17 protein-coding genes are annotated in these 22,257 nt (G+C 40.5%); 1 reads left to right on the top strand and 16 read right to left on the bottom strand.

What is annotated here, in order from left to right; translation table 11 throughout:
* Positions 1 to 24: 24 nt before the first annotated feature.
* Positions 25 to 6,663: a Tc toxin subunit A-related protein gene (locus V2H77_RS16355; RefSeq protein ID WP_341499655.1), complete on the bottom strand. Its 6,639-nt coding sequence runs from the start codon at positions 6,661 to 6,663 to the stop codon at positions 25 to 27.
* Between the two features lie 876 nt (positions 6,664 to 7,539).
* On the opposite strand from V2H77_RS16355, the gene V2H77_RS16350 reads away from it, so the two are divergent.
* Positions 7,540 to 8,259, top strand: coding sequence for a class I SAM-dependent methyltransferase (locus tag V2H77_RS16350; RefSeq protein ID WP_341499654.1), 720 nt, complete (start codon positions 7,540 to 7,542; stop codon positions 8,257 to 8,259).
* 394 nt (positions 8,260 to 8,653) lie between these two features.
* Here the strand turns inward: V2H77_RS16350 and dtpB are convergent, their stop codons facing one another.
* The 15 genes from dtpB to V2H77_RS16275 all read right to left on the bottom strand — a co-directional run bounded on the left by dtpB (position 8,654) and on the right by V2H77_RS16275 (position 21,782).
* The gene (dtpB, locus tag V2H77_RS16345; protein ID WP_341499653.1) at positions 8,654 to 10,123 is read right to left on the bottom strand and encodes a dipeptide/tripeptide permease DtpB; all 1,470 of its coding nucleotides are present in this window, start codon (positions 10,121 to 10,123) and stop codon (positions 8,654 to 8,656) included.
* Between the two features lie 332 nt (positions 10,124 to 10,455).
* A complete protein-coding gene (hpaC, locus tag V2H77_RS16340; protein WP_049583203.1) occupies positions 10,456 to 10,974 on the bottom strand; it encodes a 4-hydroxyphenylacetate 3-monooxygenase, reductase component in 519 nt (172 codons plus the stop codon).
* A 19-nt stretch (positions 10,975 to 10,993) separates the two neighbouring features.
* A complete protein-coding gene (gene hpaB / locus V2H77_RS16335) occupies positions 10,994 to 12,556 on the bottom strand; it encodes a 4-hydroxyphenylacetate 3-monooxygenase, oxygenase component (RefSeq protein WP_265381239.1) in 1,563 nt (520 codons plus the stop codon).
* 485 nt (positions 12,557 to 13,041) lie between these two features.
* Positions 13,042 to 15,876 (bottom strand): RHS repeat domain-containing protein, encoded by a 2,835-nt coding sequence (locus V2H77_RS16330; RefSeq protein WP_341499652.1) that lies wholly within the window; start codon positions 15,874 to 15,876, stop codon positions 13,042 to 13,044.
* 251 nt (positions 15,877 to 16,127) lie between these two features.
* A complete protein-coding gene (locus V2H77_RS16325; RefSeq protein WP_341499651.1) occupies positions 16,128 to 16,874 on the bottom strand; it encodes an SDR family oxidoreductase in 747 nt (248 codons plus the stop codon).
* Between the two features lie 310 nt (positions 16,875 to 17,184).
* The gene (locus V2H77_RS16320) at positions 17,185 to 17,499 is read right to left on the bottom strand and encodes a hypothetical protein (RefSeq protein WP_341499650.1); all 315 of its coding nucleotides are present in this window, start codon (positions 17,497 to 17,499) and stop codon (positions 17,185 to 17,187) included.
* Positions 17,500 to 17,735: 236 nt separating this feature from the next.
* The gene (locus tag V2H77_RS16315; RefSeq protein ID WP_132343769.1) at positions 17,736 to 17,978 is read right to left on the bottom strand and encodes a contact-dependent growth inhibition system immunity protein; all 243 of its coding nucleotides are present in this window, start codon (positions 17,976 to 17,978) and stop codon (positions 17,736 to 17,738) included.
* 45 nt (positions 17,979 to 18,023) lie between these two features.
* Positions 18,024 to 18,344: a contact-dependent growth inhibition system immunity protein gene (locus V2H77_RS16310; RefSeq protein WP_265514353.1), complete on the bottom strand. Its 321-nt coding sequence runs from the start codon at positions 18,342 to 18,344 to the stop codon at positions 18,024 to 18,026.
* Positions 18,345 to 18,347: 3 nt separating this feature from the next.
* Complete coding sequence (locus tag V2H77_RS16305) at positions 18,348 to 18,656, bottom strand: contact-dependent growth inhibition system immunity protein (RefSeq protein ID WP_341499649.1); 309 nt, start codon at positions 18,654 to 18,656, stop codon at positions 18,348 to 18,350.
* Positions 18,657 to 18,779: 123 nt separating this feature from the next.
* Positions 18,780 to 19,073, bottom strand: coding sequence for a contact-dependent growth inhibition system immunity protein (locus V2H77_RS16300; protein ID WP_341499648.1), 294 nt, complete (start codon positions 19,071 to 19,073; stop codon positions 18,780 to 18,782).
* Positions 19,074 to 19,156: 83 nt separating this feature from the next.
* Positions 19,157 to 19,477: a contact-dependent growth inhibition system immunity protein gene (locus tag V2H77_RS16295; RefSeq protein ID WP_341499646.1), complete on the bottom strand. Its 321-nt coding sequence runs from the start codon at positions 19,475 to 19,477 to the stop codon at positions 19,157 to 19,159.
* 3 nt (positions 19,478 to 19,480) lie between these two features.
* Positions 19,481 to 19,789, bottom strand: coding sequence for a contact-dependent growth inhibition system immunity protein (locus V2H77_RS16290; RefSeq protein WP_341499645.1), 309 nt, complete (start codon positions 19,787 to 19,789; stop codon positions 19,481 to 19,483).
* A gap of 24 nt (positions 19,790 to 19,813) precedes the next feature.
* Positions 19,814 to 20,680: an RNase A-like domain-containing protein gene (locus V2H77_RS16285; protein ID WP_341499644.1), complete on the bottom strand. Its 867-nt coding sequence runs from the start codon at positions 20,678 to 20,680 to the stop codon at positions 19,814 to 19,816.
* A gap of 2 nt (positions 20,681 to 20,682) precedes the next feature.
* The gene (locus tag V2H77_RS16280; protein ID WP_265381230.1) at positions 20,683 to 21,162 is read right to left on the bottom strand and encodes an Hcp family type VI secretion system effector; all 480 of its coding nucleotides are present in this window, start codon (positions 21,160 to 21,162) and stop codon (positions 20,683 to 20,685) included.
* 308 nt (positions 21,163 to 21,470) lie between these two features.
* Positions 21,471 to 21,782: a YjeO family protein gene (locus V2H77_RS16275; protein WP_265381229.1), complete on the bottom strand. Its 312-nt coding sequence runs from the start codon at positions 21,780 to 21,782 to the stop codon at positions 21,471 to 21,473.
* Between the last annotated feature and the right edge of the window lie 475 nt (positions 21,783 to 22,257).

Genomic DNA, 22,257 nt, shown 5'->3' with positions numbered 1-22,257 from the left:
GTTTTTGGTATTTAATTGAGGTGGTTATTGGCGGATGGTGTAGCGAATATGCAGAATGATATCACTCAGTGTCTGCAACGTGGTTTGCTGTTTGCCAGTCGCATTGGGGAAACTGAGTGTCAATGTGCCAGTATCGTTAATCGCTATCCCTTCAAACGGCAAGAATTTACTGTTGTTAAAATCCAACTGGAATTGACCACTGTCATTGATCCCATGAGAGATTGCCAGTGATTTACAGCTTTCAGCTAATCCGATTTCATTTCCTCCGTAGGACAGAATGGCTTGTACATCCTGATATGGCCCTAACAGGGCTGGCAAGGTGACACTGATTTGTTTAATGCGTCGAATGTTGCCTACGCCGTTGCCATCTGGGTAGTCATTATCTAATGACAGACCTGACAGAGAGATTTTGGCACTGAGTTGGTCGTTTTCTAATGTAACGGGATGGTTTTTAACAGGGGTAGTTGTACTACCTGCTAGCAAGGTAGAAATCCGTGTGGCTAAATTAAACGATTTTTCTGGCAGTGCTTCATAGTGTTGCGTCAATGAAATGGTCCGTTCTACTTCCAGAGCGCGTTGATCCCACCTCAAATGGGCATCTTCCATTTGTGCCAGATTCAGCATCAAAGTTTCGCCAGCCAGTAAACCCGCATGGGCTCCTTGCCAGGAGCCGGGTTTGATAAAGCTTGCTGTGGTGTCATTAGTCTCCCAACGATAAGCCATTTCAGCCATCAGACAACGCGCTACGGCCAAATCGTAAAATTGGAAGTAAATAGCAGCTAGCCGACCGCGTAGCCAGTAGTACAACGCTTGATTACTGAATTTACGTTGCAGGAAAGTCAATTGAGCATGAGTCTGTTCCTGTTGGGTTTTTAGGCTGGCTTTCTGCAATACCGCGGCTTCACGGCGTACTGCCAGCGATTGAAGTTGAGCATTGATTTGTTTTATCTCTGCTTCGGCATTATTACGCTGGATTTCCCATTCCTGACGGCGACGGCGATAGGCTTCAGACTGGCTGATTTTATCCGCTTCGGTGTTCATCACACTGGCGGAGAATTCCATAACATTACCTGTCGCTTCGGCAATCGCTCCCCAACGGCTACCGCCATCAGCAAAACCGAAAATGTTGGGCGCCAGATCAAGCGCAGCGCCCGCCAGACGTGATGCTTGCAGGGCAGAGCTGAGGCCGGCAACGGAGGCATGCAATGCCATAGCCCGGTTTTCACCCGCATTGATATTTTCGTCGTATAACTTTTTGTAGCTGTCAAAGCGTGATTGCGCCCCGGCTTTGGATTTTTCCAGTACGGTTTTTTCCGCATCCAACTCTGCGATGGTTTTGTCCTGTATGTTGAGATGAGTCAATATCAGTTCTGCTGCTTGATTCTGCAAGAGCGTGTTTAAAGCTTCCGCATCCTGACGTTCGATAATATTTTGTAACGTGGAGCCGAATTGAGTGAGCTGACTGACCATACCACGCGCGTTTTCCAGCATGTGTGGGAAACGCCACAGTGACATAAATGGCTGTGAGAGAGCTACTCCACCTTGGGAGCTGGCGACAGCGGCGCTAAGTAATGCTTTTGGATCTGCCGGTGTAGCGTAAATAGGCAGATGTAGCGGTTGGCCGTCAATAGAGAGGTTATGACGCAGGTTGTACAGCCGTTGTTCCAATTTTTGCCAGTAGTTTTGCATCACTTCATTGACCTGTGGCAAGAAATGATCTGTTGGGTTGCTGTGCCGACTAACATCACCTTGTCGCAGAGCGGCCATTGCTTGGGCGTGTTGCTCTTGTTTTTCCGTTCTGGCAGCGTCGCCTAAACTCGGTTTGCTCCACTCTGAACTGAACGATAGATGAGGTTTATCGCCTAACAGATGCAGTGCTTGCATATACCACATCTTGGCTTCATTGAGCGTGTCTCGTTCTAACTGACGATAGGCATAATCTCCACGGTCCAGCAACAGATCAAGGGTGCGCATAAAAGTAACGACTTTATAGTGCATGGGATCATATTGCGCTATAGCATCGGGATCGACGGAATTGAGTGGATCATCGTTCCAACTGGTATCTTCCAATAATGGGCGGACATTCCAGTGGTAATGCTGAATCTGACCATGTTTAATATGACCGGACGGATTCCAGATATATTTCAGCCAGCGATTAGCTTCATCGAAGTTTTGTTCGTGTATTAGGCGCTGAGCAATTAACATCGGAGCATAATAGAACAATTCCCAAAAATAGAGGCTATTAGCTCCGTTGAAATCCATGGGTTCTGTGTTTTGATCGATAAGAATAGAAATATCAAGAAAACCTTTATATTTATTGACGATCGCGTCAATATCGTTTATCACAACTTCTTTATTATCAACATCATTAACCAACACAAATTTCTTATTATTTTCATCAAAATTAAATAAAGCGGTTTCCCATCTTTGTTGATCCTGATGAAATTTCCCTTCATATTCTACTGCTATTTCGACGAGTTTTTGTGTATTAGCCCAAGGAATAAAAAGAGTGACGTTGGTTTCGCTATCAGCTAGTGTTCCCTTGTGGTATTGATTCATCAATCTGTTGTCATTTCTTATATGAATTTTAAACCAACGCTCATTGCCATGTACGTTTTTATCATATTTAGGAAGAGTAAAATTAGCAAAAAATCCTTTTCCTAACTGAGGTTCTGGCAATTTCTGTGTTTCCATACTTAAAATAGTATCGATCCCGGCCGTGGCGCGGCTAATTAATTTACGGGCGAACAGCGTATTAAGGCGGATACGATAGGCTCCCCATTGCATATATTGCGCCCCGTTTATATCATTGTGAAGGGTCAGGATATTATTGTCACCTATTTCTACTGGTGAAGAGATTTCATACCGGTTATTCACCTTAATGATACTGTTGACTCCAATATCGACATCAAACTGGTTACGAATGTTAGGTATGTAATCTCCGAGATTTATATCTTCAGGTAATATATTTGAAGAAATATATAGCCCTTTTATTGGCGCATATTCTGTATATTTATCCAGTTTATCATTTTTTTGATAAAACATGACTAACAATTTATTGTCTTGGTGATTTGTACAATAGAACCCTAGTTGCTGTTTCAGTAAATTTTGTTGCTTCTGTATATCCTGTTCATTTAATTCCAACTGTTTTTCCCTTACGCTTATCTCTGTCGTTGATTGCCCCTGTTCATTCAATTCTTTCTCCCATTGTGCTAGTTGTTTTTTCCGTTGTTCTATTAGCGGTGGCAATAGTTGCAATGATCCTTGTGGCTCTATAGGCATTGGTGGACTTATTGGATTCAGTGGTAAGAGTGGTTTTATTTTCTCTACAAATTCCTGCTGTTCTTTCAGTTTATCTTCTAATTGCTTTTGGTATTTTTTCAATTGTTCTAATAGCTTCGATATCTCTAATAACTTCGATTTAGACATTTTCAAAACTTCGGGGATTCTGTCATTCACATCAAAGCTGATTGGTGTGTTCCAGGTTCCGTCATAACGGATATGTGCTAGTTTTAGTTCATAATAATAATCTTCGACAGTTTGATTATTATCTGCCTGTTTAGAGACTTTCTTCTGTTCCAGCCAAATTAAATACAGGCGGGATTGGAAAATTACTGGGCGAATAGTGCTCTGATAGGGATTTATTGGACAATCAATTTTGTGCCATTCACTCCAGGCATTGGCAGGGAATTTACCGTCGCTGAATTTATTGTGATCCACGTTACGCCAGTAATATTGATTAACTTCGGTTTTACTGTACCCGATAAAATAGGTTAATCCCTGATTGCTATTGGCATTATCATGATAGGCGCTGACGACTTCCAGATTAGCCACCTGTTCGAACGACGTCAAATAAGACATAAAGGCGTCTTCTACCGTGTCGGTATTTAATTGACTCTGGCTGATGGATTGCAGCAACGTATCCATCATTTTTGTTCGCCCGATACGTATCGTCGGATCGATGTAATTTTCAGGGTAGTAAACGAGCTGAGAGATTCCGGCCCAAGTGCTGTAGCGTTTGTTGTATTTATCCCAATGGGTAAAAAACGGATGGCAGATGACACTTGTGACTGCATCACTTTCCATCTTTTTCAATGCCCGGTTGACATACAGTTGGATGCTGGCGATAGCTTCTGCAATCGGCGTGGTTTTGATGGCGGCGGAAACTTGGTTATCAATCAATAAATACTGGTACAGATCATCACGGTTTTTAATCGCTGGATTTTGACTGGCAACTTGACCGATATAGTATTTACTCAATGCGGCGCTACGAGACTCATCCAGAAAAATATGCAGGGCATCGGCCTTTTGGGTGTCTAGTCCTGCGGTTAATGTCGCAGCGACGTTTTCCCATTTGTCATAGGTCTGGGAGAGGGCTGTGGTTAATAATTTCACCAGATCTGAAACGCTTTGCGGAGAAACGTTCAATTGACGCGCGATATTAATCCATTGCAGGATGATGTCGATAGATGTCCAGTTGGAGAAATTAACTTTGGCTTGAGTCTTGGCTTGCTCCAGTAGATTTTTATCAAGATTCATGGCATCAGCCAGCTGTTTGGCTTCTAATGTTCCTTTTTCAAATTCGGCCAATGCAGAAGAGGCTTTTTCACCCAGAGAGCTAACCCAGTTAGTAAAATGCGTCAGCTTTATCAGTGATAATGCATTGTGTGTTGACGTTGTTCCTGCGGTAAGACCAAAGAGTTGCGGTTGTGTGACAAACAGACGTAAGGTGTTTTCACTAAGGCCGATGGAATGATAAATCAGCGCCAGTTGTGCCAGACACTGGCAATATTGGACTGCTTGTTCTTCTGTTACAGTGGTTGATTGTTCTGGATTATGTAAAGCTTGTAACCATCCCCAGAATTTTGTTGCGGTCATTGCACCAGCACCGGGTTTGAGTTTATCTGCCCAGATGAGTACATAATAAGCTGCATTTTCAGACGGCAATTGCAGAGCGGCGGCGATATAAGGAGACATTTTCAACAGAAGATTTGTCTCATCTTCGCTGTTGAAGCCTTGCAAACCATTGTAGACGGTATCTAGCAGGTTCTGGATTTCTGGCGTCAGGGTTTTGTTATAGCTGGTGGTGGTCATCATAAACAATTGGTACATATTCCATTTCTGTGTATGCAACCACTGGGTAACGCTATAAAGTTTGTCAATCAGAACAGACAGATCGTCATCACTGACCCCAGATAAACTGGTTGATCCTTCACCTATGGCAACCAACAGTAAATGCAGTTCATTAACAGTTAACTGATGGATATCCGCCAGTAATTTGGCTAAATAGAGATAAGAAATATTAGTTAAATTATTGATTATTTTTCCATTGTCATTATTACGATGAGTCATCTTTAGTAATTGATAAAGTGAAATATCATCGACATTAAAAGCCCGTTTAAGCACTTGTTTTTGCCAGCTATCTGTATTGTTTGGGCTTAAATTAATCTCTTCATCCCAAACGTGAAAATCCTGACCATTCAATGGTGGGGTATTAAATAAACGACTAAATTGATCGGAACTACGGCTATAATAATTTTGTGAAATTGGCGCATTACACAGGATCAATGCAGTTTCAGCATCAATATTGTAACGCTGCATATAGTATTTAACGCGAAAGATTTTCTTTAATATCTCTGGGTTGATGTTTGGTATGTCATTCAGTTCATCGTATATAGTAGGGGCATATTCCAGAATGACTTCTATAGGTTGGGATATTGCCTGATAAGTGCTACTAAAAGCAATATTTTTAAGGATTTCTGGTGCCATTTCTGTGGCTCGTGACAGAAGAATAATCTTATTAAGCCTGAGTAGATAATATTGAGCTGGTTGTTGGCTACCATATTCGTCATTCATTTCCTTATGTATTAGCCTAATATTTCGTTGGTCAATAAATTGGTTAACTTCCTCATCAGTCAAATTATAATAGCTTTTTAGATATTCTAGCGTTGCCATTAAAGAAGGCTGAATATCGTCAAAGTTTTTTTTATAGAGCCTTTTAATCTCTTCATCATCATCTGTAATCTGCTCTGTTAGGATATTAAATAGTTCAGGCGAGATGGAAATATTCATACCCAACAGGGAAGCTTGATATTTCAGTTTGGTGATATCTGTTTCTGGAGATGGATTAAATTGGTCGAATGTCGGAGCCTGTAATTGAATAACTTTGCATATATTTTCATAAGCATCGTGATATGGCATTGAACCAGCAGGGCGAAAGGTTGATAGCTCTTGCATCACATTAGTATGGCCTTCCAGCCCGTTCAGCGTCTTAATCCCCTCCAGCAACACCTTATTAGATAGAGAAAGTGTAGAAACTTCATCATCCATATTTTGCTGGCTGAGTGTCAGTAATTTTAAATCAGGGCGGCGTTTATCCAAATGATAATCGGAATTATCTGCATGTAAACCGCGCGCCTGCCGATAAAGTTCAGTCAGATAAGCGGCGGGAGAGAACATAGAAGCAACTGAGCCGGGGGCGACATACTGGCTAGCGCGGCCACCGAATTTACTGTTATAACCTTGCTGGTCAGCATGGGGCTCTGTAATAGCAAGATGTATTGCATTTTGTAGTTGGGGATTAGCACGTTTGAGGATACTCGCTTCATGCAGTCGGTTAGCTTTTTGTGCCTGTTGTGTCAATTCGGGGGTGAGTGTGCTCATGATTATTCCTTTTAAATGTTAAGTAAATAAAACATTTATGCTGCCTTGCGTATTATGAATACAATAGAAAAGTTATTGATATTCATTAGAATAAGGCAGCAAATATGATGTCTGATAACGGACTGAAATAAGTTGAAAATAGTGGATAGATAAAATGGTATTATTCTCACATTAATTATTTCATGACGTTATTATATATTATTTATTTAAATTACTGCGGCAATGCAATAACAAAATTTATAATCACACTTATAATAATTACTTTTTGAGTGATAAAATTATGAAATAATTACTGTTATTTTTAATGGTGTTTTATGAAAAGTAAAATGATTAATATTTTGTGATAAGCGAAGAGGAAAATTAGAAAAGATATTATTTCGACTGTTTTCTGGCCTGTTCTAAGCAATTGTCAGATAGCATTCAATGAACATTTTTTCTTTTGGGTTTGAAGCAATGAAGGCTGTAGGAAATTTTTTTGGTTATTATTATATACCCTATGGATTTCAAGATGCATCGCGACGGCAAAGGAGTGAATCCCCGGGAGCATGGCAAACTATGTGACCGGGGTGAGCGAGTGCAGCCAACAAAGAGGCAACTTGAAAGATGACGGGTATAGTAATTATCTCGACTATATATCATTCTATATGAAGTAATGATTTTTAATGAATATAGTTATTGTTTTTTTTAAACTATTTTTGGAGTGGTAATATACCTAATTAACTTGAAGATGCAGGGTTGAAGTTGATTGGTTATATATGCGATAAACCTCCTGTAAAAAAGAGAATATTGTGACTGAATTCAATATGAATGGGCTGAAATAGGTAAATCTAGACCTTTTTGGGTTATTACTACACATAAATGAATATGAGATGACAAATGAATACTGACTGGATGAATGAAGAGGCTTCAAACTTATTCGATCAATATGATGATTATTTGGAAGAAAGACTTGGGTACACGCCGTTGATTGAGAACCTTAAGGAGAGTTTGGGACAAAACGTATCGGTTCTTGATTATGGTTGTGGTGGTGGGAAAGTGTCACGTCGGCTAATTGCTGGAGGCATAAAGATGGTAACGGGAGTGGATATTTCACAAACTATGGTGGACAAAGCCTCCAGCAACATCAATCGTGGCAATAGTTTTTATCATCAAATCACAACTGATGTCCTTAACTTCGATGATAATACTTTCGACGCAGCTATATGCTGTTACGTGTTCGTTACTAACAGTAAAAAGTCTGATCTTTTGAAAATCGCTAAGGAAGTTCACAGGACATTAAAACCTGGCGGCATTTTTTACGTATTGGATACCAATCCGGACTCCGTTGGGATTAAGTTCAGTTCTTTTATGAGCGGTGATCTAAATAAAAAATATAGTGATGGGGAAAGCAAGCCAGTGTATTTAGATATGCCAAATGGAAGTATTTTTAAGATTTCAGATACGCATTGGCATAAAGAGACATATTACAAAACTTTGAACGAGGCCGGGTTCAAAACTATTGAGCTTTTTGAACACAGTGACGCTGGTGTTTCAAAGGATACTGAAAGTCTACGATATTACCCGCCTTTCGTAATGTTCAAAGCTACTAAATTCTAGATGTTCATATTTGACTAATGGAATTCCTTGCTTATTACAAAAATGCCGGTGAGGGATTCCATATGACTAGTTTTGAAGGCAATTTAATATTGTTTTGAATGGTGTTTTATGAAAAGTAAGATGATTAATATTTTGTGATGAGTGAAGCAAACGATTGGAAAGGGAGAATGTAATAATGTTTTTTGTCCTTTTAATCTTCTCTGTTTTCCACTTCCTGTATCAACTGCTGGCTAGGCAGGCTATCGGTTTGCCAGATCCCGCTGACACGGAAGCGATTAGCGACGGCTAATCGAGGTCATAAGAAGCCCCCACTATCACTGGTGATTGAGTTGTGGGAGCAGGTTACATGAGCGGTATTTCCTCCTGTGGCGAGGTTTTTTTATTTTAGATCAAATCATATTTTTTGTTTTTCATTCATCATACGGTTCAGCCACGGCACGGTGACCGCCATGATGATAGCGACGATAAAGGTGGCAATCCCAATTTTGCCGAATACGCTGGTATAGACTGGTAATGTTTGCAATGGGTCAGTAATACCTTTCGGTGCGGCCGTCAGGGCTGCGACATAGCCGCCGAGTAAGGAGGAAGTTGCTTGAGTTAAATACCACATCCCCAGAATAAAACCCATCAGGTACTGAGGAACAAGGGCTGCAATCATTGCCAGGCCCAATGCGCTGATCATCAATTCTCCGACGCCTTGGAAGAGATAAATCAGAACAATAAACCAAGCAGAGGTCAAACCTTGTTCATCTGCAAACCACAAACCGGCAGCGGCGGCAGTGAGGAAACCTAAAGAGCACAGGAACATACCAACCGCAAATTTGGCTGGCATGGTCAGGTCCTTACCTTTAGCGCCCCAGTGAGTGTATAGTACGGCGAGTATCGGGCTGGCAACAACGATCCAGAATGGGTTAAGGGCCTGGAAACTGACCGGATTGATATTAAAACCAAGCAACTGATGGTGAACGTTATGGATGGCGAAGAAGTTTAGCGAAGTTGGCATTTGGGCATACAGGATGAAGAACACAATCGCTTGCAGCATCAAAATGAAAGCAACAAACATTTTGTTACGGCCTGCTTTATCCTGTTTAAATGCTTCCCGGAAGAAGATAAACACCACGATGACAGAGAGGGTAATCAGCATAATATTCGCTATTTTCACGTTGTGCATCAGCCATGCGCAGACGTAAACCATTGCAACGCTTCCTGCCACTACCAGAAATAGGTTTTTATAGTTGATTGGTCGATGGTCGGGTTCAGAACCAATATTACGGACGGTATTGCGACAAAAAATATAGACTAACAACGCGATAATCAGACCAATACCACAAATATTGTAGGTAACGGCATAACTAAATTTTTCCGCAACAACGGGAGCGAGAGCGAGTGAGAACAGCGAGCCGAGGTTGATTGACATATAAAATAGTGTAAAAGCCCCATCCAGACGAGGATCTTTGGGGGGATAGCATTTAGACAGTAGGCTGGCTGGGTTGGCTTTGAACAGGCCGTTACCAACGGCGATGGTTCCCAATGCGTAGAAAATTAAATCAGGGTGTAGGATAGAAAGGCCAGTCATAAAGTAGCCGATTGCCAGCACAATGGCGCCTAACACAATGGTTCGTTTAGTTCCCAGTAAGTGGTCGCCTATATAGCCGCCAATAGAAATCAAACCAAAAACCAACGCGGCAAATGCACCGAAGGTAATAAACGCTTGTTCCTGGGAAAATCCCAATTTTTGAACAAAATAGACAGCGAGAACGCCTTGTACGCCGTAGTAGCCGAATCGTTCCCAAAGCTCGACGAAGAAAATCATAAAGAACGGCTTGGGTTGTTGTAATAAACCGATGGATACGGGTTTATTCATAGTTAATTGCCTCTGATTGGTCATTATTGATTGAAATACACTTGGAAATGTACAGTGACATTCAGTGACATGATCTGTCGCTAAAGTGGTTTTTTTATGTACTTTATTCAAGTGATCGGAGGGCAGTAGATTATTATATGGTTAAAATATGTTCCTAGTGAGTGATCACACTAACATAAAGATATTAGTATTGAATTTAATAGTATATTCATCAGGTGAATGCCAAAAATGATTAGGAAAAGGGCTGAATAGAGGTGTTGACAAAGAAATGCTATTCAGGCCGCTCAGGGCCCGAATAGTGGAAGAACAATCACTACCTAGTAGAGAGGCAGTTAAACTGCGGCGGCTTCAATTTCCAACATGACTGGACGGAAATTACGCTTGAAATAGATGAGGCCGTGGCCTTGTTCGCTCACCGTGATATGTTTAATCTGAACCAGATACACGTTATGCGTCCCCACTTCTTGCACCTGTTCGATTTCACCTTCAAGGCTTGCAAGGGTGCCGGTTAACACCGGTTGGCCTAATGGCCCTGTCTGCCAGATATTCCAGCGAAAACGTTCTTCCATGCTGACGCCGGTCATACCGGCAAAGTGGCGTGCCATCAATTCTTGTTCGTGGTTTAAAATGTTTACGCACAGGCGGCCATTTTCCTGAAAAACGGTATTCATAGCACTGCTGCGGTTAATGCATACCATCAGCGTGGGTGGCGTATCGGTGATTGAGCATACCGCTGTGGCAGTGATACCACAGCATCCGGCATGGCCATCGGTGGTGACGATATTCACCGCTGCTGACAGACTCGCCATCGCATCTCTGAAGTGCTGGCGATGTTCATTTTCTACAGACATATTGGCCTCCTGCTACCGATTATTTCAGCAGCTTATCTAACTGGTTAATATCGCTATTATTGTATAAATGTGGTCTGCGCCAGCCATGTTGATCATAATCGGCAAGGCAGCGATCAACCATATCCATCATTTTTTTCATATTGCCAGAGCCATGAGCATGGCGCAGACATTGCATCCGAATTTCATCTTGGCTACCGGCATAGTTGATTTCGTACAACTCGTGACGACCGCCAAATTCACTGCCAATGGCGTCCCACATCAGTTTTAAAATCTTGATACGTTCAACGTGATCGATACCGTTAGAACCCCGAACATACCGGGCCAGATATTTATCAATTTCTGGGTTATTCATATCACGTACACTGGATGGTAGATAAATTAGGCCACTGGTGACGTTACTTTCAATAATATTCTTAATCTTAGTGTAGGCTGTTGGCGCCATAACGCGATAAGTTTGTATTGCCTGAGTATCCGGCAGATAAGCGCCGCCTTTCCACGGTTTGGCTTCTGCCCACATCGCATCGCTCAGTGACCAAAACAGATTACGCCAGGCAACCACTTCACCCAAGTTAGCCTGAACGCCACGGAATTCGATTACACCGGTACACTCCAGGCTCCTTTGTAACAGGGCGGTAATGAAATCCAGCTTCACCGCTAGCCGTACACAAGCTTGTAATGGGAACAGGCTGGTGAAACCCGCTTGAATTGCCCAATTACGCGCGCGGTCAAAATCACGATAAATCAGGACATTTTCCCAAGGGATAAGTACTTTATCCATCACCAGAATCGCATCGTTTTCATCAAAACGGCTGGATAAGGGATAATCGAATGGGGAACCTGTTGCGCCTGCCACCAATTCATAGGAGCCGCGGGAGATCAATTTTACGCCTTCCGCATCCATTGGGGCGACAAACATCAAGGCAAAATCAGGGTTATCTCCCATGACTTGCGCGGAACCAAAACCGATAAAGTTATAGTGAGTCAGGGCTGAGTTAGTTGCTACCACTTTTGCGCCGCTGACGATAATACCGGCATCCGTTTCTTTTTCTAGTTTAATATAGACATCACGTGTCTGATCGGCGGGTTTATGGCGATCGATAGGTGGATTGACAATGGCATGGTTAAAGTAAACGCCCGTTTCTTGAATACGTTTATACCAGGTACGGGCGTTATCCGCGAATTGACCATAATATTCAGGGAATGCGCCGAGTACGTTGCCGAAAGCCGCTTTATAGTCAGGTGAACGGCCCATCCAGCCATAAGTTTGACGTGACCATTCAGCGATAGCATCACGTTGTTGGCGCAGATCATCCGCACTGGTAGCAAAGCGGAAGAATTTGTGAGTGTACCCGCCATTGCCGGTATCGGTATTCCAGCACAGGGCGTCATGGGTTTCCGGGGCGTGCAGGGCATCGTACAACTGACCGATTGAAGCAGCAGAATTGCGGAATGCGGGATGTGTAGTGACATCTTTTACGCGTTCGCCATAAATGTAAATTTCGCGGCCATCTTGAAGGCTTTTCAGGTACTCTTCACCGGTGAAAGGACGTTTTTTGTCGGCGCGAAAATCTTCTGGTTTCATGTCTACCTCACAGTCGTCATAAAAAGCGCCTGTCTTGATATATACCCGTCATCTTTCAAGTTGCCTCTTTGTTGGCTGCGCTCACTCACCCCGGTCACATAGTTTTCTATGCTCCCGGGGATTCGCTCCCTTGCCGTCGCGATGCATCTTGAAATCCATAGGGTATAATATAATCAATATTGGCACGGAAATGTTAATTTAATGTTTGTTTTGTGTTTCTTAATTGAAGCTTTAGAACGGCGTTTCTTGAATAGATTTTCGGAAGGTTCGCTGGTACTTTTCGTTGGGAAGGCGGTTTTGTTATTTAAAGTGTGATCCAGGCGATATTTTTGTGACTGTTATTTCAAAATCTATTTTTAATTGGTTGGGTTAATCAGATTCGTGATGGTTTTATTATTGAGTTTGGTGACCGTTTGCACGGCCACCTTTAGTGAGATAATAGTTATACGAGCTTATGTACAGAACCTTTGATTAAGGCACAGAGATTAATGTACATGCAATTTTTTATTTCTGGATGATGACGGGGCATCTTCTGGGAGTGCCCGCTTTTTGGTTACTACCGGCTGACGTTTTTCAGCTTTAACTAATCCGATACTATATTTACTTTCTGGATAATCATCGCCTCGAAATTCATTTACGTTTTTGATAAACATTGCGTTTACCGTTTGTGAGCTTTGTAAATGAGCTCCTTCCTCTCTTTCAGGCTCAGATAGATCTGTCAAAATTGAAGCGGCTACTTTTTTCTCCTTATCGTATACAACAGCTATTGCGGCGCCAAAATGAAAAGGATACGCTTTCCCTTTACTTGTTACTTTCTCCGCTATCATTAACCCTTGTTTTAAATCTGGCAGGACTGTTTTATCCGTGGATTTTCTTAATGGTAGAACGTCTTCTTTTAAATCTATGTCTGATGCGTTTTCAATTGATTTATTTCCAAATTCTACGGACATTATTACTCCCAGATCTGCTCCAATTGTTGCTTCACTTTCGTAGGGGAATGGTTTAGTTTCATTTTTGTTATATAAGATATCAAGGGTATACTCTGTGCTGCTAATACAGCTTATGGGTAGGTTTTTTTTGAAAGTTAATATCGATTCATCTTTTTCAATCTGTCTATCGAATAATTCTTCTGGTACATTGAGCCCATATTTTCTTTCTGCTGTTAAAGTATCTACAGAGCCGAAATTTAAGAATTTGTTTTTGACTCTTATTTGTGTTGATTCCCATTCTTCTTCTGGGTTATCTATTTGTATATTAAACCCGAAAATCTTGTGAGTTTCAGAATTAAGTCCAGAAATATCAATGAGTGTTGACGGATTATTTTTCACCATTCGATATAAATTAAGTCCATCAACTGTTCCCGCCGGATCGGCGCTTAACCATCTACCCACCCACGGTTGATAATAACGATAGCCGTAATAGTAGAGTCCGGTAGCATCTCGTTCTTTACCTGAATAACGGAGGATTTTATAGCTGGCTTCTATTTGGTTTCTTGCTGCCCATAACGCTGTACCGCCAAATGGATAATACTCTTCCTGACTGATAATTTGTCCTTCATTATCCAGTTCAAGTTGACTGGAACCAATCAAATTATCATAGCTATAACGGAGCTGATTATTGCTGATACCGGCTGGTGGCGTGGTTTCCCAATGGAGAACCCGTACCTGTGCGTGACCTGCTGCCCCCACGGTAATAACATGCAGGTCTTCCGATATCGTGGTTCCACTTTGCGTTGTACGTAGTTCCAATCCGGGAAGATAAGTGACTCGTTGTTGCTGAGTATTGTTGCCTGCCTGTTGTTCACTGACTTTTAACTGCCGCATGCCGTCGTTGCCATAACGATACCACTCCCGATCACTGGCATTTTCGCGGCTCACTGGCGTTACCTGTTGTAGTTCGCCCCGGGCATTCCAGCTTAGATCTTGCCCCGGTAGTAGTTTTCTTTGGTGACCACCGGCATCAAACAACGTATCTACCTGTGTTGAATCTGTGGTAAGTGAACTCAACACTGCTCGATTACTGCGATTGGAAACGGTTATATCTGTGGTGTAGTTATTTTGGGTAGCGGGTGAACTGTGCCGGATTTGCACCAGATTGCCGCCGCGATCGTAATTATAGTTGCGAGTATAGTTGGTATATGAGCTATCATCAGTAGGCAGAGGGATGATTAGTGAAGGAAGTTGGTTGTTTTGCTGGCCGATATTAGCCATCTCGCGGCCTGTTGCATTGATAAGCTGATACAGGGAGTCGTAGGTGTAGACGTTTTCAGGGACTATTTTCTGATTGCGCCAGAAACGAGTGGCTTCTGCATCATTACGAACACTGATAATGTTCCCGACCGGATCATGTTCATAGCGTAGATCTTGTAACACTTTGTTATCTGATTGACGGCGGGTCGTCGTGCTAATCAACCGTAGGGTTTCTGGTTCATAGCGGTATTCGGTGATAACGCCGTTACCGTGTTCTTCAAGCAGTTTCTGGCCTGCGGCGGAGTAGGTCAGGGATTTGATAATGACTTGCTCGCTTTGGTTTTTCAATGTCAGCCAGCTACCTTTTAACTGCCCGGCTACATTGTAAGCCAAACGCTGTATGTTGCCTGTTGCATCGGTTTGAGTCAGCAACGCGCCAGTAGCATCAAAGGTGCTTTGTGTCGTGTAAGTTTCGTTATTGAATTTGGTCTGCCAGAGGGTTTCATCGTTACCCATCCAATCTGCTTCCTGACCATCGGCCAACAACTTGCAGGACTGAGATAAGATATTTTCAGTCAATGACAGGCTTTTCAGTTGCGTTACCCCGGCTGTGTCGTAGTGGCGCACGTACTGACCGGCAAGATTATGATCTTTCTCCGCTTGTGTATTACTTGCCCAAATAAGATATTCAGTAACACGGGGCGCCTTTTCTTCGGGAGCTTGTTCGCTTACGGATAATAGGCGGCCGGGCAGAGTGTTAGCTTCATATTGTCGAGTCTGAGTGACGCCAGTTGCAGTTACGATCAATACCTGACGGCCTTCAATATCATTGAGGGCAACGATACGGCCGGCATCGGCACTTTCTGTTCGCAAAGTATCGCCGGTCAGATTGTATTGCCAGAGGAAGTTGGGATTTATCGAATTATCGGTCTGTTTGGCGTCGTACAAACGCGGATCAATGCTTTGGCTCAGGTGTCCTCTGGCATCATATTGGTGGCGGGTAATACGAATATCTGTATCTCCTCCCGCAACAGTGCGGTGAAAATCGATATTGCGGATGGTAAGGCCACGATTATCGTAGACGCTAACTGTGGGCGTATGTTGATAAAGTTTTGGGTCAGTGTTTTTCATAACTTACCTCTTGGTTGTATTAAGGATTTTGGTCGTTGTAGATTTATCTGCATTCAGTTAGATGGGCGTTTTGGCATATTATTCTCAGAAAATAGCAATGAGTTCTGTTATCAATATATCAGCCCATACTAATTAATAATACATCCTAAATATTGATTCAGAGTGATTGAAAATATAGGACGTCTTTTGTTTTCTGGTTTCTTTATCCATGTATTGGTAAATTCAGCTCAATCTATACTTGTTTTTAAGTACTATTTCCCTCCAGCCAGATCAATAAAATTCCCGGTTACGTATGAAGCTTCATCCGATAGCAACCAGTATATAGCCTGTGCAACTTCTTTCGGTTGCCCGCCGCGTTTCATTGGTAAGGAATTTTTCACCCGCTCAACGCGATTTGGTTCGCCGCCATCGGCGTGCATATTGGTATAGATAAATCCGGGACGAACGGCATTTACCCGGATTCCCTGATCGGCTACTTCCAGAGACAGACCGATGGTCAAAGTATCGATTGCACCTTTCGATGCGGCATAGTCTATATATTCGTGCGGCGATCCCAGTCGGGATGCGGCGGATGAAACATTGACAATTGAGCCGCCTTGTCCACCATGTCGGAAAGACATTCTTTTAACTGCTTCCCGTGCACAGAGAAAACTGCCTACAACATTGACGGCAAAAATATCATTCAGGCGGTCAGCGGTGAGTTGTTCAATTGATGCTTGTGGTTTGAGAATACCGGCATTATTCACCAAACCGGTTATACATCCGAGTTCTTTATCAATTCTTTGGAAGAGTTCTACAACTTGTTGTTCATCAGCGACATTGACCTGAATGGCGATAGCTTTACCGCCCATTTCATGGATAATTTCTGTGACTTCCAGCGCTTGAGCTTGATTAGAGTGGTAACCAATACCAATATGATGCCCTTTCTCTGCCAGATAAAGCGCGGTTGCGCGACCAATGCCGCGAGATCCGCCTGTAATTAATGTGATTTTCTGCATAGTTTTCTCACTTGGAGCCGTTATTTGTTTACTATTATCTAAATAATATTCCACTTTTTTGATTATATAATTTAGAAAATCCACATACAGTCTGCCATATATTATAATTAAAGTCATGATGATATAATTATTTAATTGGTTTTATGGATGCTGGTCATTAAAATCATAATAATATTCTGTAGTGTTTTTTATTATGGCCATATATGGATGGCTGTTATTATTAAATGACGCTTTTGAAGTGTGATATATAATTGATTTTTCACCTTCAAAAGCGTTTTTTATTTGAAAATTTCATGGATACAAAGTTGATTTATTTGTCCTTTTCATGTTGTTTGTTTATATAACTTTGCATTATTTTTGATGACTGATTCAGATGTTCTAATACGGCGGAAATAGTTTCACATAACTTTGGTTCATCGATATCATAATGACGGATACTAAAAAATCCTTTTATATTTTGGGCGGCATAGATAAGACGATTAATATTGTCTAATAACATTAGCGGTGCGACATTAAGATAATTTCCTTGCAACTCATTGAGTATGTTGTGAAATAATTCAAAATCGTTCCTATCAATAGCATTTGTAAGCTTATCTATGTACTGCAATTTTTCTCTCATTTCCATTATATTTTACCTCTTTATTTACTATCACATTAAAAATGACTATGATTAGTTATCTTTATCCAAATATTCTTGTGCTAATTTTGATACCTGATTTAGAAAGTCTAACGCAGTGGTTTCCCATAATTCAGGAACAAATTCATCGTAATTAAAATTATGAAAGTCTTTTTCTACATCATCAGAATTACGGATGAAAATATTAATTTCTCTTATTAAACTTATTATATACCCTATGGATTTCAAGGTGCATCGCGACGGCAAGGGAGCGAATCCCCGGGAGCATAGATAACTATGTGACCGGGGTGAGCGAGTGCAGCCAACAAAGAGGCAACTTGAAAGATAACGGGTATAGTTATTGGATATTGATGGTTTAGATAGTCAGTTACTATTTCATCTATTGTTTCGCCGAATAACTGATAATCTTGATGAAAATAGGTAATCATTAAATCATCTATATATTTTCTTTCTATTTCTCTTTCCATTGAATTAAACCTCTTTGTTTATTGTTTCATTTAAGAATACTTTAACTATTCATCTTGTTCAGTATGTTCGTTTAAAAAATCCTGTGCCTTTTTTGATACATGCTCTAGAAATTCAAGTGCTGTTAGACTCCATATTTCGGGGAAAACGTCAGCATCAGAATAGATGAAGTAAAATTCTTTCTCTATATCTTTGGAATTGCATATGAAAGTATTAATTTCTTTTATGACTTCTCTTTTAATTCCATTGCTTGTGTTACTAAAAAAATCATCTATGACATCATCAAGCTCAGGGCCAGATATTATTTCATAGTCCTGATTAAAATAAGCGTACATTAAATTATCCAAAAGTGGATATTGTCTGTTCATAAGCTAAACTTCCTTTTTTAGATAATCGCGTGCTCTTTTGGATACATAGTTCAAAAAACCAAGTGCTGTAGCAGTGTCCCAAAAATCTGGGTCGAAATCACTATAATAGAGAGCGTCAAAATCTTTTTCTATATCTTTTGAAGTGCTAATAAAAGAATCAATCTCTTCTATTAATTTTTTTATCATTTCCTGAGTTGCAATATTAAGAAAGCAATCTGTGACTTCATCCATAGTTTCTCCATATAATAAGTCATAATCTTGACAAAAATAAGCGCCTACTAAGATGTCTAAAAATGGATATTGTCCGGTCATTTTAATTGGGGCCTTTCATATTATTGCGATCTCTTGGTAATCAAAATCAATAGAATTTCTTGAAATATATAAGCTATTCTTATTGATTAAATTTCCTTGTTTGTTGTCTGAAAAAACGTTTAATTACTCATTTTTATCCAGATAATCTTTTGCTCTTTTTGATACATATTGTAGAAATTCAAATGCTGTGGTTTCCCATAAATTAGGGCAAAAGCTAGAACTATAATAGAGAGTTTGAAAGTCTTTCTCTATATTTTCTGAATTATGGATAAGAGACTCTATTTCCTCTATTAGCTCTTTCTTCATTGCTTCATTCGTGGTTTCAAGGTAGTCATTTATGACATCATCAAGCTCAGGACCAGATATTATGTCATAGTCTTGATTGAAATAAGCAAACATTAAGCGATTTAGTTCCATCTTCTTCTCCATAAATTTTAATTAAATTTTTGGCATGCTTTTAGTATATAGTATTGTTTACCGTTAAATTCAGAATGCCTTAATTATTCATCTTGTTCAGTATGTTCGTTTAAAAAATCCTGTGCTTTTTTTGATACGTGTTCTAAAAATTCAAGTGCTGTGAGTCCCCACCATTCTGGGAGAACGTCAGCATCATGGTAATGATAATCAAATGTGCTCTCTACATCTTCGGAAATGTCAATAAGATCATTGATTTCTTCTATTAACCCTTTTATCATTCCCTGAGTTGCGACATGAAGAAAATCATTGATAACATCATCAAGCTCGGGGCCTGATATTATATCGAAGTCCTGATTGAAGTAGCCATGCATTAGAATATCTAGAAATGGATATTGTCCGGTCATAAGCTAAACCTCCTTTTTTAGATAATTCCGTACTCTTTTGGATACATGATTTAGAAAATCTAATGCAGTAGTTTCCCATAACTCTGGATAGAATTCATGACCCAAATTATCAAAATCTTTTTCTACATCTTTTGAGTTACTAATAAAGTAATCAATGTCCTCTATTAATCCTTTCATAAATATGGGAGGTTCGCTATTTAAATATTCAGTTATTACCTCATCTATTGTTGTTTCGCCAAATATGTCACAATCTTGGTTAAAATAAGCCCCGATAAAATTATCTAAGTGTTGTGTTTCTTTTTTTCTTTTCATTGCATTGACCCTCTTTATATATGATTAATATTTAGGAAAGGCGGTTAATATATAGTACGGCTTACCATTGAATTCAGAGTAATATAAAACAACTCTCACTTTATATAATTGGTCTACTCCTTCAACACCTTTGGTAATGCCGATGCCAACTGGTACTTTTGAAACATCATCTATAGTTAACCTGCTACCTCCAAAAGCATATTTCGTCCAGTTAATTATTTTTGCCTGATTATTTTTGATGGTATTTGAAATCACTTTCTCTGCTATTTTTATATCATAAAAACAACTTGATTCTTTCATTGTTTTAGATATTAAAAACCTCGCTCTCAACTCCTGCTCAGATAACCCAACATGTTTAAGCAAAGTATGCCCACCCGGTTTTAACCCTGTAGGCGATTCATGTTCAATTAACTTAATTCGGCCTACTCGTACAGAGGCAACTCTAACAGCGCCCGCCATTGAAGCAAATGACAATGGCACAGCGATATCGACGGTAAGCCCTATTTCAGAAGCGGTGTAATCATCAGCTCCAAATTCTTTTGCTAAATTTACCGCCTCTTGATAAGTTTCCGTCGAGGTTTCTCTGCCGGTAATTATTTGACTGGCAGAAGCATTCATTACATCAAGACTGTGCGCACCGATAATAACGCAAGCAGCTTTAGTTAGCGTTGAAGGATCAGGCGCCAGACAAAGAGCGCCAGCGCCAATCAGTTCAACGACTCCTGCCGCCAAACTCGCCCCTCCTAATATTCTGTTACTCCAGGTCTCTTCCTCGGTAATGGTATTATCCGATAGGATCGCCGCCAGTTGCACAGGCGATAAAACAATACGTAACCCATTCTCAGACTCTGAATCAACAGGGGTATCAGTTAAATAAGCGGCATTATTCATCGTCAATAAACCCTGTCATCCCAGAAGCTATAAGAACCGGTGGAGCAGGCCAGATTGTTCCACGTGATATTTTTATAAGTGAAGCAGATAATTTCTTGTGGTACGCCGGCATTATTATCTCTGGAATGCGGAAAATGGCATTTTATGCTGGAGATAAAGGCGTGGCCTAGCCTGATGGAATAATTTTTTTCTAATCCTCCGGTTGGTGATGTTCGATAATTCTCAAACAGGCATTCCAGCTCTTCATTTTCATCGAAGCTTCGCGTCAGTAAAGGCGAAGATTTATCGACGGGTTTTACTACCATAACCGGATGATGGGATACGTGTTGTTCCCTCGTCATTAAATGTTGAAGAGAGTAAATAAAAATCTCATTCTCATGGCCGTGCTGGTAATTATTTCCTATAGAGTTTAAGGAACCGCAGCCAGTGGAGATCAGCCCCTGTTTTTTGCCTTTTAATGTTAAATAAATGATATTTGCCATACTGGTTGCTCCTCTTAATGTGCTTTTTTTATCCTGCTGTAGGGTGTGTGCAAAAAGCAATTAAAAATTTATAAATTTAAGATAATTTACATTTGTAAGAAGAGTAAATATTTAAAACCAGAATACTTAGAAATGTGGCATCAAAGTGTTAAAAGGGACTTAAATATCTCGACTATCCAGATGGCATGTTTGTAATAATCGCATAGTGTGAATTGACATTGTGTGAATTGATATAGTGTGAGTTGACATAGCGTGAATTGACATTCAGGTAACGCCCAGTAACTGTTACCTGAATATTTGAAACTATTCTAAACGCATACGATTAATCTGACAAAGAACCGCCACACCCAGTATCCAAGCAAAGCAAATGTAATGACATTAAGAGAAAGGGATTTGAATCTTTTCTTCACGGTTACATAAATTAGGGGAGACATAATCAGTAAACATGTTGGAGCAAATACATCACGATTATCATCTATCAGCTCTCTGTAAACAGTACAGAGATTATCTGTATCCTGACCACCGATATAATGCTCTTCTTCTAAGTATGACATCATATATATAAATAACGCACAAAAGATAGCATAAGTGATATTTAAAACTATGGCTGATTTGCTCATTCTGAAATTCTCATGATTAAATGCGTTGTCTTGGTTTTAATCCTGCAAATAATAAAACAGGTGTTTTTTCTCGGTGAGCAGATTTTGTTATTAATTTCTTGTTGTATTGTACGTGGAGTATCCCGTGCGCCCATAAATAATGTTGACCATTTACACCATGTAGATTGCTGGATCGCCATTTATAACGTATGAAATCGGTGACGCCAAAACGTGGGGATCTGAATTTATCTGCCGTATAGTGAGGGCCTTGCATGTGTTGTGTTTCCTTTTCTTAAATAAATTTATTTATATCGGCACTCCAGTTGCCATCATTTATCCTTCAAAAAGTTCCAGTGAGTTACAGAGTCTCAGTATATTCAGAATTTTAATTCTTGGAAGCGATTTCGTAATAAAAATGAGTAAGTTTAGCACGAATTAATAGCGCGAGATTTGCTGAACAAGCAGAATAAAATGCCGGGCTTGGTATAATTAGCAT

It is taken from the genome of Photorhabdus sp. P32 (assembly GCF_038085095.1).
Lineage (GTDB): Bacteria > Pseudomonadota > Gammaproteobacteria > Enterobacterales > Enterobacteriaceae > Photorhabdus > Photorhabdus luminescens.
Note: the sequence above shows the minus strand (reverse complement) of the source record. Positions and strands in the feature narration are given on the sequence as shown.

Excerpts from the sequence above, each read along its gene's own strand:
- V2H77_RS16355 (WP_341499655.1), bottom strand. The coding sequence starts at position 6,663 with ATGAGCACACTCACCCCCGAATTGACACAACAGGCACAAAAAGCTAAC.
- V2H77_RS16350 (WP_341499654.1), top strand. The coding sequence starts at position 7,540 with ATGAATACTGACTGGATGAATGAAGAGGCTTCAAACTTATTCGATCAA.
- dtpB (WP_341499653.1), bottom strand. The coding sequence starts at position 10,123 with ATGAATAAACCCGTATCCATCGGTTTATTACAACAACCCAAGCCGTTC.
- hpaC (WP_049583203.1), bottom strand. The coding sequence starts at position 10,974 with ATGTCTGTAGAAAATGAACATCGCCAGCACTTCAGAGATGCGATGGCG.
- hpaB (WP_265381239.1), bottom strand. The coding sequence starts at position 12,556 with ATGAAACCAGAAGATTTTCGCGCCGACAAAAAACGTCCTTTCACCGGT.
- V2H77_RS16330 (WP_341499652.1), bottom strand. The coding sequence starts at position 15,876 with ATGAAAAACACTGACCCAAAACTTTATCAACATACGCCCACAGTTAGC.
- V2H77_RS16325 (WP_341499651.1), bottom strand. The coding sequence starts at position 16,874 with ATGCAGAAAATCACATTAATTACAGGCGGATCTCGCGGCATTGGTCGC.
- V2H77_RS16320 (WP_341499650.1), bottom strand. The coding sequence starts at position 17,499 with ATGGAAATGAGAGAAAAATTGCAGTACATAGATAAGCTTACAAATGCT.
- V2H77_RS16315 (WP_132343769.1), bottom strand. The coding sequence starts at position 17,978 with ATGGAAAGAGAAATAGAAAGAAAATATATAGATGATTTAATGATTACC.
- V2H77_RS16310 (WP_265514353.1), bottom strand. The coding sequence starts at position 18,344 with ATGAACAGACAATATCCACTTTTGGATAATTTAATGTACGCTTATTTT.
- V2H77_RS16305 (WP_341499649.1), bottom strand. The coding sequence starts at position 18,656 with ATGACCGGACAATATCCATTTTTAGACATCTTAGTAGGCGCTTATTTT.
- V2H77_RS16300 (WP_341499648.1), bottom strand. The coding sequence starts at position 19,073 with ATGGAACTAAATCGCTTAATGTTTGCTTATTTCAATCAAGACTATGAC.
- V2H77_RS16295 (WP_341499646.1), bottom strand. The coding sequence starts at position 19,477 with ATGACCGGACAATATCCATTTCTAGATATTCTAATGCATGGCTACTTC.
- V2H77_RS16290 (WP_341499645.1), bottom strand. The coding sequence starts at position 19,789 with ATGAAAAGAAAAAAAGAAACACAACACTTAGATAATTTTATCGGGGCT.
- V2H77_RS16285 (WP_341499644.1), bottom strand. The coding sequence starts at position 20,680 with ATGAATAATGCCGCTTATTTAACTGATACCCCTGTTGATTCAGAGTCT.
- V2H77_RS16280 (WP_265381230.1), bottom strand. The coding sequence starts at position 21,162 with ATGGCAAATATCATTTATTTAACATTAAAAGGCAAAAAACAGGGGCTG.
- V2H77_RS16275 (WP_265381229.1), bottom strand. The coding sequence starts at position 21,782 with ATGAGCAAATCAGCCATAGTTTTAAATATCACTTATGCTATCTTTTGT.